Source organism: Aliikangiella marina (genome assembly GCF_007004765.1).
Lineage (GTDB): Bacteria > Pseudomonadota > Gammaproteobacteria > Enterobacterales > Kangiellaceae > Aliikangiella > Aliikangiella marina.
Genome location: NZ_VIKR01000002.1, coordinates 1,061,144 through 1,073,696, shown reverse-complemented (window position 1 = coordinate 1,073,696; position 12,553 = coordinate 1,061,144). Strand labels below are relative to the sequence as shown.

Sequence of the window (12,553 nt, the reverse complement as noted above, 5' to 3'; positions counted from 1 at the left end):
ATTAATATTAAAAGGAATACGAAATGGCAGACTCACCTTATGATGTTTCACCAGAAACGGAGAAGACTGAATCCCCTTCTTCACTATCAATTTTAACCAACATAATCACTACGCCAGGAACGGCCTTCTCTGATATGAGAGTAGACTACCCTGTCGCTTTACCCTTGATCGGGATTATTGCTCTAAATGCACTAGTCGTTGTCTTACTCTACGCGAATATCGACTTTGGCTGGTTTATTGAACATATGGTAGAAGCGCAAGGTGGTGACATAAGTAACGCAGAGAAAGATCAGATGCGACAAGGCATGGAGATGATGTCACCGACCTCGATGGGGATTTTCGGTGCGATTTCAGTCGCGATTGTGATGCTTGTTATATTCTGCGCCTATTCTCTTTACTATGTAATCGTTTCAAGCATTACTAATGATGGTTTCCAATTTAAGCAATGGCTTTCTTTTGTCACTTGGACTTCTATTCCTTCACTGATTGGTACCTTAGCTTCGATGGTTGTTGTTTTTATGTCTAGCAACGGACAAATATCGCCGGAGACACTTAACCCACTTAGTTTAAACGCGCTATTTTTTGACTTTAACGCTATGGAAGGTGTGGGAAATATTTTAGCAAGTACTGACATTTCAATTTTTTGGTCTATCGCACTAATGACAATTGGCTATGCAAAATGGACCGAGAGCAGTATTGGAAAATCGCTCGGTATCGTTTTAGTTCCCTATGTAATTTACTATGGAATTCGCATTTTAATGCTCTAATAATTTAGGATAAGTAATGAGAAAATTCGTAATTTTTTCAATCTTGCTTTTGGTCGTCATTGGCATTCCGGTAAGCAAAAAGTACTTTAAAAGTGAAGGTATGAAAGAAGTCGAAACCGAATTAGTTTCGACTCATACTATCAAAGCTTCCATACTAGCCTCAGGCCAACTAAAGCACGAAGAAGAAATCAAACTGACCTCTGAAGTCATTGGTCGAGTCAGTAAGTTACATATTCAAGAAGGAGACTCGGTTTCCCGTGGCCAATTAGTATTAGAGATCGACGATGAAACTTTCGCGGCTTCAGTCGAGCAACAACAAGCGGCTGTTGATCAACAAAGAGTTGCGATCGAAAAGCAAATGATGGTTGTCGACAATTTGAAAAAACAATGGAAACGAAAAACGCAACTGTTTAATCAAAAACTACTCGATACCGATGCTTACGATGCTATTACACACCAATACCAAGTCGCGAAAGTCGATTTAAAAGCAAGTCGTGAATTACTTAAGCAAGTCGAAGCTCGTCTCGACCAAGCGCGCGATCAACTATCCAAAACAAAAATAGTCTCGCCGATCGATGGGGTGGTCACGTCCCTCGATATTAAAGAGGGAGAAACAGCGATATCGAGTACTACAAATATTGCCGGTTCTTCGCTGATGACAATCGCTAATCCGCAAAGTATGTTAGCTGAAATTAATGTTGATGAAGCCGACATCGCCAACGTACAACTCGGCCAACAAGCTGAGATTATTGCAATTTCTTTTGCGGACACTCCGCTTGTTGGCCAAGTAGAATCTATCGCGTCAAGTGCAAAACGGGCTTTAGGCAGACAGAGTTATAGCTTCGCAGTCAAATTAAAGCTTGCCGAAGACAATCAACTTAACTTAAGACCTGGTATGAGCTGCCGAGCTGAAGTATTTACTCAGGGAGAACAAGCGTTACTAGCAGTACCGATTAAGGCGGTTCAAACTGTGGAAGACAACGACAATGACTTAGTCGAAAATTTTGTCTTTATTGCCTCAGAAGGCGTTGCTAAGAAAACCCCTATAAAAGCCGGCATCTCTGACGATAATTTCCAACAAATATTAGAGGGTATTCAGCATGGTGCAACTATCATTACCGGTCCTGATAAAGTCCTTCGTCACTTACGCGATGGCGATAAAATAAAAATTATCGAACTTACACCCAATACAGCAAGTTTATAAGAAACTATGAGCCTCATTTTACTCGAAGACATCTGCAAATATTATTATATGGGTGACCAACAAGTTAAAGCGCTTAGCCATATTAACTTAACGATAAAGCCTAATGAGTACATCGCCTTTATCGGCTCATCAGGCTCCGGCAAATCGACAATGATGAATATTTTAGGCTGCCTCGATAAACCAACCAAAGGACGCTACTTACTCAACGAAAAAAATGTCTCGACGCTCACGCAAAATGAATTAGCCGACATACGAAACAAAGAAATCGGTTTCATTTTTCAAAGCTTTAACTTACTACCACGTGCCAGTGCGCTAAATAATGTGATGCTACCTTTAGTCTATAAAGGTATTCCTTTGAACCTACGCAAAAATTTAGCGAAAGAAGCCTTAGAAAAAGTCAACTTAGCCGACAGAATGGATCATATTCCGAGCGAACTTTCTGGAGGCCAAAGGCAACGTGTAGCCATTGCAAGAGCCCTTGTGACTCAACCATCGATTCTTCTGGCAGACGAACCCACAGGTAATCTCGATAGTCAGACCACTCAAGATATCATGACCCTTTTCGATGAACTTCACAATGAGGGACAAACGATCATCATGGTAACTCATGAAGATGATATCGCCGAGCATTGCCACAGAGTTGTCAGACTCAGTGACGGCCAAATCGTCGAAGACTACGAAAACGAAAGGAAGCTTGCCAATGTTTAGTTTAATCGAAAGTTTTCGCAGCGCTATTAGCTCTGTAAGAGCTCATGGATTTAGAAGCTTCCTAACTACCTTGGGCATTATTATCGGCGTTAGCTCAACAATTGCGGTGGTTTCTGTCATTCAAGGGTTAAGTTATTCAATCAATCAACAATTTGAGGGGTTCGGTTCAAACTCTATTTCAGTGAGGTCTTTCACACCGAGAAGCGAGCGTTTAAAAGGAAAAATCGCAAGAATCACACCACAAGATGTAGAACGAATCCGCGAAGGTGTTGAGGGTGTCGAACATATTACCCCGACCCTTGGCTCAAACGTTGGTGGAACCAGTTCGATTAAATACAAAGGTATAGAAGCCTTTGGTCAAGTCGCTGGTTCGACTTACACCTATCAAGCAGTTCAAAACATCGATATCAAACACGGTCGATTCTTATCCTACAGCGATAACCAAACACGGCGAAAAGTTGTCGTTATCGGTGAAAAGCTTCGTGAAGATTTATCATTACCCAAGAATCCAATCGGTGAATATATTTTTTTCGCTGGTGAATGGCTTAAAGTAATTGGCTTAGCAGAACCCAAAGGATCATTTTTTGGATTTAGTCAGGACAATTTTGCCGTTGTTCCGTACAGCACGATGCAAAGCTTGAACGGCAACTTATTAGAACCAGATATTTTCGTCCAGTTGCAATTAAAGAACTTAGACAACTTAGAACAAATAAAAGGCAAGATTAAGCGGATATTAAGAAAAGAACATCGATTAAAGCCAGGTGAAGATGATGACTTTAAAATTGAAACGCCGGAACAATTAACGTCTGGGATATCAGACGTTATCAGCATGTTAACGATAGTGCTGGGTGGGATCGTCAGCATCTCGCTCATAGTCGGTGGTATAGGTATAATGAATATCATGTTAGTTTCGGTAACCGAGCGAACTCGTGAGATTGGTATTTGCAAAGCAATCGGCGCAAAACGCCACCATATTTTGTTGCAGTTCTTGATTGAAGCGGTGGTTCTCTCATTGCTTGGTGGAATCATCGGCATTCTTCTTGGTTATGGACTCGGCATGCTAGCTTCCGCATCAATTCCCAACTTTCCGCCGGCTAATGTCCCTTTATGGGCAGTCGGAATAGCCTTCGGTTTTTCCGCCGGTGTTGGAGTCTTATTTGGAATTCTACCTGCGGCTAAAGCGGCCAACCTAGATCCCATTGAAGCACTACGATACGAATAGTTGAAATATCGAATAGTAGAATAATGTTTGTTGTGCGACATAGGTCAGAATAAAGCATTGAGCCGGTAAACGCGGAAAAAGGCTACTGCATCGAGATTCAATTAATCAGACTTCAATTGTTAAGCACGTTTTGGGTATTGGTTATCGGTTATTAGCAAGCCTCAGCAAATTACTTGTTAATTCATTTTTTCCGACAATTTAAATTTCTCGGAGCATATAACTAAGTTTTTACCGGCACAAACTCGCCTTAGTTACCTTGTAAAAAACGCATTATTGTCAGCATTCAGGCGGTTAAACTATTGCTTAGTTGCTGAGTTGCTTAATTGATAAATTGATAAATTGATACAAAATAGCTTAATCTACTTGCTACGCAGGATTGACTTGGAGATCAAGAAGCAATTAAAAGTCTTGGGCTATAAACCGAAGTATCGATAATCAGCAGCGATAAATAGGTTATTGTCGAGTTGAGTGAAAAAATAGTGCCGTTTAGTTCAAAAATGTTTTATCAAGGGTGACATATAAAAGCGAAGAAAGTATCAGCTTATGAAACAAAAAAGCTGGCATAAGCCAGCTTTTTTTCTCTAGTATTAAACCGAATTAACACTTGTCGTTCTTCTCACGATCTTTGACATAAGCAATCCAAGCATTCGCTCTTTTACGCCAATTTTTATATTTTGTCGCATCTTCCAAAGTACGAATTGCTGTTTTACATTGTCCGAGATTCGCTTGTGCACTACCTTTGGTGAACAATACACGACCTTTATCTTTAACGCCTTTCGCTAATGCTTTGTCTAGCGCTTTGATAGAGTCACGATAACTTTCTTTTTCCAAATAAAGTTCCGCTTGAGTCACAAATTCTTCGCCATCCTTGTCGGCTTCAGCGGTCTTACCATAAGCAACAATGGCTTTATCAACTTCTTTACTCACACGATAGTTCGCAGCAATTGATTTCCAGTTCTTGACTTCAGGTTTAACCAATCCTTTATCCATGCCTTCTTCTAAGATTTCAGCAGAACGATAAGGGATTTCTTGATAAGCAAACAAAGCTGATAATGTTTTGTAGTCATTTTCAGTTTCGAAACCACCTTTCAAGTACAACATCTCCATGAGCGCTAAAGACTCTTTCACTCTATCCATTGATAAATAAAGCGTGGATAATTGTCTCCAGTATGATTTTTCTTCGGGAAAGTAGTTAACCATTTCCTTTAGAATTTTCGCAGAACCCGCTAAATCTTTTAGTTCATAATGTGCAACCAAAAGCAGATTATGGTATTGCTTCTTAGGTTTCTTCTCGACTCTAACCGCATTCCAAGCTGGGCAAACTGCTTCGCGGTATTTACCGTCTTCAGCAGCCATTACAGCCATTAAAATGTATGGTTTAGGGTCTTCTTTATTGGACTTTGCTAACCATTCCTTCGCCAGACGAGCAGCGTTTGCTTTCTTACCCACTGAGTAGCTAAGACTTGCCGTGTTAAGACGAACCGCTTGGAGTTGCTCGTATTGCAAATTGCCTTCACCATACTGAAGTGCATTCTCAAAATGTGGCAAAGATGCATCATAGTTGTTTTGTTGGGCATAAGCTGACGCCAAGTTCATGCTTACTACCGCTTTGATGTAATTATCGCCAGTGTTGTCGAAAATACGCTGAAGCATCTCAATCGCTTCATTGTAATTTCCTTCAGCCATTTGCTCCAATGCGCGCGTTTGTCGTTTGTATATCTTTTCCGGCATACCACGAATTGGCGCTTTTGGAATTTGGAAATTTGGGTTAACGAGCGATTTACAACTTTTGGTTAAATCAGTTTTCGGTACAGCCGACACTGTAAGTGGCGCAACCAAACCGACCATCGCAAAAGCTAATACCTTAAATTTTGATAACTTAATCATATTAATTAACCCTTACTCGCCTAGTTTGAATTCCATCGTGTAACGCATATTCGGCTGCTCTACTGCCTTTCCGTCGATGACTTTTGGCTTGAACTTCCATTTGAATATGGCTTTACGCGCGTCACGTTCGAAAACGCGTTTGGGCTTTGCGTCAATAACTCTGATATCTTTTGGCGACCCGTCAGGCGAGACAGTGAATTCAAATCTAACCCAACCTTCGATACCTTCCATAGCCGCTTTACGCGGGTAGCGAGGCTCAATAATTACCATCGGGATAGCATCACCATCAGACAAACCTGATGCACCAGCATTGCCCAAATAAGTACCTGTATTAACGCTCATATCGAAGTTATCAAGATTCAGATTAAGCGCCTTAGTTGGCTTTTGAATTTTGGCAACTTTTCGTACTTGCGGTGGTGGTGGATTCTTTGGTGGTGGTGGATTCTTTGGTGGTGGTGGCTTCTTTGGCAACCGTCTGTCACGGACACGCAAGTCTTCTTCTGGCGCTGCGATAACAAACTCAACCAAGTTCTCTTCGATTTTTGGTGGCGCTTTAAGTTCTGATTTGATCAAGAATGCCATAAGCACAAACAGACCAAATGTAACTCCACCGCCAATACCTAAACCAATAATTAATCTTTGCATATTACTTCTCCGCTGCTACAGAGATATTTTTGACGCCCGCAGCTCTCGCTGCGTCCATAACGTCTAGCATAATCCCTGATTTTGCTGCTACGTCAGCCTGAATAACAATACTGCTTTCAGGATTCTCTAGTAACATCGCTTCAACTTCAGTACGAACATCTTCCTTTTTGACTTTCTTCTTCTGCATATAGATTTCACTGTTTGCAGTGATACCTATAAAGATATTCGCTTTGGGTTTTTTCTCAGCCGTCAAAGCAGTTGGTTCCAAAACTTTAACGCCAGATTCCTTAACGAATGAAGTCGTAACGATGAAAAAGATAAGCATGATAAAGACGATGTCGAGCATCGGCGTCATATCAATCGCGGCTTCTTCTTCTTTTGGCCGTAAATTCTTTTTTGCCATTTAACTCTGGTCCTAAAAGTTAATGATGAGGCATGTGATCAGCAAGTTCTTGAGCGTGAACGTTCGCTGAGTACTCTAACCTCGAACTAATAAATAAACCGGATAGTGCCGCAACCATTCCCGCCATAGTCGGTATAGTTGCCTGGGTGATACCGGCTGCCATCAGTCTTGCGTTACCTGTCCCAGAAAGAGCCATAATTTCAAATACGTTCACCATACCCGTAACCGTGCCCAACAATCCGATCATGGGACAAATAGCTACAATAGTTTTGATTACTAGTAGACCAGAATGAAGTTTTTCCTTCATCTGAGAAATCCAAGCTTCTCTAATTCTGTGAGCATGCCAAGAAGTCGTGTCTTTACGCGACTCCCATTTAGCGACCAACAACCGTGCTTGCTTCGGATAAGTAAACGAAAAGTACCATAACCTTTCGATAATCATCGACCACATAAACACGAGCGCTGCTGCGATAAACCACAAAACGTCGCCCCCGGCTTCTAAGAACCGGGAGACTGTGTCAAATAGTTCCTCAAGAAATAGCATTAATTATGCTCCTGATTCTTCTTGATGCTGCGCAATTAAACCAGTGCTTTGCTCTTCTAGCATGTGAACCAGACCTTTAGAGATACCCGATACAAAGCTGTGAGCTAGGATTAATGGTAGAGCTGCAACGATACCAAGTACGGTTGTAATCAATGCTGACGAGATACCGCCTGCCATGATTTTCGGATCGCCTGTTCCGTAAAGCGTGATGCTTTGGAAGGTTTCGATCATACCTGTAACAGTACCAAGTAGACCCATAAGTGGTGCTACAGCAGCGAATACCTTGATTATGGTGATACGTGTTTCAATCTTAGGTGTTTCTTTCAATACTGCTTCGTCAAGTTTCAACTCTAGGTTCTCTACGTCGTCATCCTTATTAGCTAGATAAACGGCCATAATACGTCCTAAGGGGTTATTTCCAGGCGTAGAAGATTTAGCTTGTGCTGCCATTTTACCGCGAAGCGCCATTAGCGTGATTAAACGCTCAACAACGATGAGTAAACCAACTAATAAAACAACACCAATTGCAGTACCAACTGGTCCAGCGTAGTTTTGAACACGCTCAGGCCAAGATTCACGCTTAACTTCTTGCGTTAAGATACCGCCGCGCGATGGATCAAGCGCTAACGCTTCGAATCCTGCAGTCGCACCTTGGAAGTCGTCGATAAGGCTTGTGAAACGCGCATGAGGTGCTCTCGTTAACTGCTTGATGTCTTCGCCATCAAACACAAGATACTCGCCAGAAGAAATTAAGTTGAACGCACCAACACGAACGATGTCGCGAGGTTCTTTTCGACCTTCAGTATTGATAATGTCAGTTTTGAACTTAACAACTTTGCCTTGTTCAGTCATTTCGTTTTGCATTTCTACCCACAAGCTTCTGATCTCTGGAATCTGTGGGAAAACTTTCGCTTGAGCGAGTTGCTCTAATTTTTGATGACGATTAGGGAACTGTGCAGAAACCATAGAACGTTTCAAGCTCGATGCGGTGTTACCAGCGCGTTGACGAACCACACCAATCATCTCACCTAAAGAACCCGCTTTAAGGAACTTTTGCTCTTCAAGCTCTGCAAGCTTCTTATCATTAGCTTCGTATTGGGCTTTCAAACGATCGGTACGAGCTTCTTCTCGTCTCTGCTCGTCTTTTGCCGCATTCAACAATGCTCTTTGATTGTTTCTTTCACGCAAGAAACGCGCTTCACGCTCTTTGTTGAAGTTATCTTGCTTGATTTTGTTTTCTTTAACCAATTTTAACAACTGATCAAGAGTCTCAGCTGCAGGCTTTTTAACAGCGCCAGTTGGTTGTTGCTCAGCTGCTACTGCCGAGAATGTTGTGCCCGCTAGTACCGCGGCGATCAATAGATTCTTAATTTTCATTTTATTGAGCCCCTTTCGCTGCAGGTACAGGTAATTTGATTAGGTTGTTACTCGCTTGTTTGTTAGCCATTTTAATACCTTGTTCAATTGAACGAATGTATTCGCTACCAAGTTCTTCCCAACGATTAGTATCTGTATTCCAGAAACCCGCTTGCGAGCCATCGAGTGTCAAGTAAACAAGTAAAACGCGACCGAATCGTAAAAACTCAACCTGCTGGTCACCTTGTCCTGATGTAATGTCACCTGTGTAAGACTCGAAACTATCACCGTATTTAATTTCGTCTTCATATGCAGCAAGAATCGTACGATATTTTTCCGCTGTCGGGACATCAGCACGAAGCATGTTGTTTTTCAGACGGTTCACACGATCTAAACGATCTTGTTTTTTGAAAGGTAAGTCGAGTTCGATGAATCTTTCTAGTGAAGCAATCATCTCATTCATTAGCGGGACTACACCGCGCTCTGTCTCATCGATAGTATCGATTTCTTGCTGAATGGATTGCATTTCTTTTTCTTGAGAAGCAATCAATTGTTCCAATTGATTGTTGTAAATTTTCAAACTTTCGATGACACGAAGTGTTGATTTGTAGTCAGCAGCCATTCCCATGGTTTGCTCAGCAAAACGATCAATTTTTTGTTGTGACTGAGTGGATGCTGTTGCGATTTGAGTTTCAATTCTGATCGACTCATCAAGCTTCTGTGTTGCATTGGCAGTGAAAGCAGTAAGCACTGCAGTCATCCCAACCAACATTGCTTTAAGTTTTGTTGTTTTATTGCGATTAAGCATATTGTTTCCAAACTTATCTAAGGGTTAAAAACAAATCGAAATTGATAAGAAAATCTATTTTCCTGTCTTTTTCGCTACGAGATCGGTGTTTTAGTTGTTGTTAAATGTGTACTTTTTATGAGCACGAGGTAAGGTTGCGAAGCTCTCACGTACACAATAGTGTGGACTATAGACGGAAAATATACTTGAGTCAATCGGTTATAGAGATTTTAGAAACGCCTTCAAAGTTTGAAATTTACGACCTTCACAATTCGTATGTATGCTTTTGATTATTAAAGGTATTTTCACAATTAAACATTGAAAAAACTGGTAAAAATTCAATATTATTTATTAAATCTACTTTATTTGACCCTTTTCCATAATTTAAGACGTTTTTAATGGTTTCGTGGGTAGTCATTTTCTCTACCAGAGTCTTTTAACGAATATTTTTAATTAATCGTAGTGATATCAACTAATTAGCTAAGCTTTGTAAACAATATCATGCATTGACCTTACAGATCGACTTAAAACTTTTCAACAAGTGGTGGAAAGAAAGATTAAAATGAAGCGAACAGGTCCAATGAGTCAATTCGATTATAATGGATAGGTTTTACGACAATATGACGAATAATTGCGTTTAATTTTTAAAATAACTGAATCAATTGCTTAAAAATTATTCTATTCATTTCGACGATTTTATTTAAAATATCTATACAAAACCTAATATCTATTTTTCTGTCTTTGATAACCTGAAGGTGGTTCAAACCCAATATCAAAAACGATGATCATTTTTTCTTCATCACCAAAATGGGGATGAGCGTAATGTTGCATACTTCCAGGAAAAATAACGTTACTACCATTCTTCGGCTGTATCGTATGATCATAAGCAAACGATTTTAATTTCGGATAAGTTGAAGCCAAGTTGGGATTGATAAACGTTATCGCCGCTTCCGGAGAGGGCCTTTTCGGCACTTTTACATAATAAGTAAAAACACAACTGGTATCTCGATGAAAATGCGGGGCTTGATAAGAATTAGCGGGATAAATTACAGCCCAACTAGAATGAATCACGTAAGTCGATCCTGGAACAGGAAACCCTGCGATCATTTGATGTTTTTGCATATGGGCTTGAATCGCAGGGTGAAAGCATTGATTCATGAACGATTGCCACATCGGGTCGTTTTCCAAGTACTCATGTAACACAATATCGGGCTGGTAGCCCATAAATGTTGTGGTATCTGCAGCTTCACATTTATTCGCAATTGATTTATCGAGTTTCATCTTAGAAACAAGATCGTAAAAATACTGGTTTTCAGGCCTATCACCGTGTTCAACTTTAGAGACCACTGTTGGAAATAAAAGTGAAGTTTCGATATTTACCTTTGAGTTCACAGACTACTCCGAATAAAACTATCTAATTGAATGCTGGGATTGTGAGTAAGCTACCACATATAGAATGTGTTAATTACATACTTAGGGTTAGATATTGGTGGCTTAGCCGTATGAATATACATCCAATAAGGTGGAAACATGACTAAAGAGCCGCGCTTAGGCTTCACTGAAATATCTAAATCTACAAAAACGGTTTCTCCGCCTTCCTCAACATCGTTTAAATACCACAGATAAACTAAAAAGCGATTGGATTCGGGACCATATGCGTCCATATGTGGAATGAATTGATCCGTTCCCACATCGTAACGTTTTAATCGAAAAGGATAGATGGCATTAGGGTTCGGTAACGGCGGTTGAATATTACAATCGTTCTCGTAAATGGATTTATACTTTGCCATTTGCGCTGCAACCGTATTCTTCGACGTATCACTCATAATAGGCATCAAGTTTAACTCGACCCAACGGCTGTCCTTACCAAGGTGAGCTTGATGTGCACCGCCATTTATCTGATGATACTCTGATTTAGCCTCAAACAGATCAACCAGATCATCACAGACTTTTGAATCTAAAGCATTGTCGTAGACACGAATATAATCGATTAACTTTTGCACTAAAACTTCACTACTTTTTAGGTTTAACTATTAGCTTGATTCTACCCCGAAGCGCTTCGGTATGACAGTCTTATCATTGATCCAACTCAATACAAATAATCGTTTTAATGGCAAAAAACATAACCGCATAATTTGAAAGGACCAATCGAAGATTGTGAACATTCTGACCTGAAGATTGCGAGCATTCAGACCTTAGGATAGAATAATCCCTTCAAAAAATAATCCAGAATCAGAAAATGTTTTCCAAAACAAAACAAAATAAAATCGAGTTCTTTACAGACTTTGAAGGATTACTTGATACACCACCTCAACCAGCGAATCGTTTTTATCCCGATTGGTTTAAAAAAACCGCTGCTTCTCACTCAATTCCGCCGACCCAAAAGTTTCCGCTCGGTATCAGTGAAGCGCTAGGCTTGTCCAATGTCAATGTGACCGTTAGGCGTTGTCCTGGAATCATTTCGCTCTTATCGGAAGGTTATATTGTTCCGCTTTGGAGCGATCATGTTGTTCAAGTAAGGCCGAACACTATCAATGCGTTTGCCGCAAATCATTCCGGTGGTATCAGCCTACATAGCCAGCAAAATCAATATAAAACAATGCCTCTTCCAGAAGGTTATTATCCTGATGCGGTAAAATTTACAAACCCTTGGAAAGTTGTAACCCCAAAAGGTTGGTCAGTATTAGTGATGGCCCCTTTCTACCAATTTGAAAATCGTTTTCAAGTATTACCTGGTGTGGTCGATGCGGATAGCTACCACCACATTCATGTTAATACGTTATTTAAATCAGCACCTGCAGATCATCAATTAAAAATGGGAATGCCGTTTATACAAGTTATTCCTTTTGAGAGAAAAGCCTTAGAAATGGAGGTTAGACATTCAACCGACCAAGACAAAAAACGAATTGAGAACTTAAGATTTAAAATGGACAAGTTCTTCGCAAAGAACAAGGCAATAAAATCAGAGAGTCAGGATTGAGCTGTTAAAACACGCATTAAAAAAGGCGTAGAAATTACGCCTTTTTTAGT

General features: G+C 40.5%; 13 protein-coding genes. 5 read left to right on the top strand and 8 right to left on the bottom strand.

Features of this window, described 5'->3' with window-relative positions; all coding sequences use genetic code 11:
* Nucleotides 1-23 precede the first annotated feature (23 nt).
* The 4 genes from FLL45_RS11040 to FLL45_RS11025 are packed head-to-tail and all read left to right on the top strand — an operon-like array spanning nt 24 to nt 3,901.
* Nucleotides 24-767: a YIP1 family protein gene (locus FLL45_RS11040; protein WP_142942062.1), complete on the top strand. Its 744-nt coding sequence runs from the start codon at nt 24-26 to the stop codon at nt 765-767.
* A gap of 16 nt (nt 768-783) precedes the next feature.
* Nucleotides 784-1,971: an efflux RND transporter periplasmic adaptor subunit gene (locus FLL45_RS11035; RefSeq protein ID WP_142942061.1), complete on the top strand. Its 1,188-nt coding sequence runs from the start codon at nt 784-786 to the stop codon at nt 1,969-1,971.
* 48 nt (nt 1,972-2,019) lie between these two features.
* Complete coding sequence (locus tag FLL45_RS11030; RefSeq protein ID WP_246075809.1) at nt 2,020-2,679, top strand: ABC transporter ATP-binding protein; 660 nt, start codon at nt 2,020-2,022, stop codon at nt 2,677-2,679.
* Nucleotides 2,672-3,901 (top strand): ABC transporter permease, encoded by a 1,230-nt coding sequence (locus FLL45_RS11025; protein WP_142942059.1) that lies wholly within the window; start codon nt 2,672-2,674, stop codon nt 3,899-3,901. Before FLL45_RS11030 ends, FLL45_RS11025 begins: the two co-directional genes overlap by 8 nt.
* 597 nt (nt 3,902-4,498) lie before the next feature.
* Here FLL45_RS11025 and FLL45_RS11020 read toward each other — a convergent pair.
* From FLL45_RS11020 to FLL45_RS10985, 8 genes are all read right to left on the bottom strand, one after another.
* Nucleotides 4,499-5,788 carry a tetratricopeptide repeat protein gene (locus FLL45_RS11020; RefSeq protein WP_142942058.1) on the bottom strand — a complete coding sequence of 430 codons (1,290 nt, stop codon included), beginning with the start codon at nt 5,786-5,788 and terminating at the stop codon, nt 4,499-4,501.
* 12 nt (nt 5,789-5,800) lie between these two features.
* Nucleotides 5,801-6,433 (bottom strand): energy transducer TonB, encoded by a 633-nt coding sequence (locus tag FLL45_RS11015; protein ID WP_142942057.1) that lies wholly within the window; start codon nt 6,431-6,433, stop codon nt 5,801-5,803.
* 1 nt (nt 6,434) lies between these two features.
* Complete coding sequence (locus FLL45_RS11010) at nt 6,435-6,836, bottom strand: ExbD/TolR family protein (protein WP_142942056.1); 402 nt, start codon at nt 6,834-6,836, stop codon at nt 6,435-6,437.
* Nucleotides 6,837-6,855: 19 nt separating this feature from the next.
* Nucleotides 6,856-7,380: a MotA/TolQ/ExbB proton channel family protein gene (locus FLL45_RS11005; RefSeq protein WP_142942055.1), complete on the bottom strand. Its 525-nt coding sequence runs from the start codon at nt 7,378-7,380 to the stop codon at nt 6,856-6,858.
* 3 nt (nt 7,381-7,383) lie between these two features.
* Nucleotides 7,384-8,757, bottom strand: coding sequence for a MotA/TolQ/ExbB proton channel family protein (locus FLL45_RS11000; RefSeq protein WP_210247158.1), 1,374 nt, complete (start codon nt 8,755-8,757; stop codon nt 7,384-7,386).
* Nucleotide 8,758: 1 nt separating this feature from the next.
* Nucleotides 8,759-9,544, bottom strand: a complete 786-nt coding sequence (locus tag FLL45_RS10995; RefSeq protein ID WP_142942054.1) for a DUF3450 domain-containing protein — start codon at nt 9,542-9,544, stop codon at nt 8,759-8,761.
* A gap of 699 nt (nt 9,545-10,243) precedes the next feature.
* The gene (locus FLL45_RS10990) at nt 10,244-10,915 is read right to left on the bottom strand and encodes a putative 2OG-Fe(II) oxygenase (protein WP_142942053.1); all 672 of its coding nucleotides are present in this window, start codon (nt 10,913-10,915) and stop codon (nt 10,244-10,246) included.
* Nucleotides 10,916-10,965: 50 nt separating this feature from the next.
* The gene (locus tag FLL45_RS10985; protein ID WP_142942052.1) at nt 10,966-11,526 is read right to left on the bottom strand and encodes a 2OG-Fe(II) oxygenase; all 561 of its coding nucleotides are present in this window, start codon (nt 11,524-11,526) and stop codon (nt 10,966-10,968) included.
* A 236-nt stretch (nt 11,527-11,762) separates the two neighbouring features.
* Here FLL45_RS10985 and FLL45_RS10980 point away from each other — a divergent pair, with 236 nt between their 5' ends.
* Nucleotides 11,763-12,503 (top strand): hypothetical protein, encoded by a 741-nt coding sequence (locus tag FLL45_RS10980; RefSeq protein ID WP_142942051.1) that lies wholly within the window; start codon nt 11,763-11,765, stop codon nt 12,501-12,503.
* The last annotated feature ends 50 nt before the right edge of the window (nt 12,504-12,553 follow it).

Excerpts from the sequence above, each read along its gene's own strand:
- FLL45_RS11010 (WP_142942056.1), bottom strand. The coding sequence starts at position 6,836 with ATGGCAAAAAAGAATTTACGGCCAAAAGAAGAAGAAGCCGCGATTGAT.
- FLL45_RS11030 (WP_246075809.1), top strand. The coding sequence starts at position 2,020 with ATGGGTGACCAACAAGTTAAAGCGCTTAGCCATATTAACTTAACGATA.
- FLL45_RS11015 (WP_142942057.1), bottom strand. The coding sequence starts at position 6,433 with ATGCAAAGATTAATTATTGGTTTAGGTATTGGCGGTGGAGTTACATTT.
- FLL45_RS11005 (WP_142942055.1), bottom strand. The coding sequence starts at position 7,380 with ATGCTATTTCTTGAGGAACTATTTGACACAGTCTCCCGGTTCTTAGAA.
- FLL45_RS10980 (WP_142942051.1), top strand. The coding sequence starts at position 11,763 with ATGTTTTCCAAAACAAAACAAAATAAAATCGAGTTCTTTACAGACTTT.
- FLL45_RS10995 (WP_142942054.1), bottom strand. The coding sequence starts at position 9,544 with ATGCTTAATCGCAATAAAACAACAAAACTTAAAGCAATGTTGGTTGGG.
- FLL45_RS11040 (WP_142942062.1), top strand. The coding sequence starts at position 24 with ATGGCAGACTCACCTTATGATGTTTCACCAGAAACGGAGAAGACTGAA.
- FLL45_RS11020 (WP_142942058.1), bottom strand. The coding sequence starts at position 5,788 with ATGATTAAGTTATCAAAATTTAAGGTATTAGCTTTTGCGATGGTCGGT.
- FLL45_RS11025 (WP_142942059.1), top strand. The coding sequence starts at position 2,672 with ATGTTTAGTTTAATCGAAAGTTTTCGCAGCGCTATTAGCTCTGTAAGA.
- FLL45_RS11035 (WP_142942061.1), top strand. The coding sequence starts at position 784 with ATGAGAAAATTCGTAATTTTTTCAATCTTGCTTTTGGTCGTCATTGGC.
- FLL45_RS11000 (WP_210247158.1), bottom strand. The coding sequence starts at position 8,757 with ATGAAAATTAAGAATCTATTGATCGCCGCGGTACTAGCGGGCACAACA.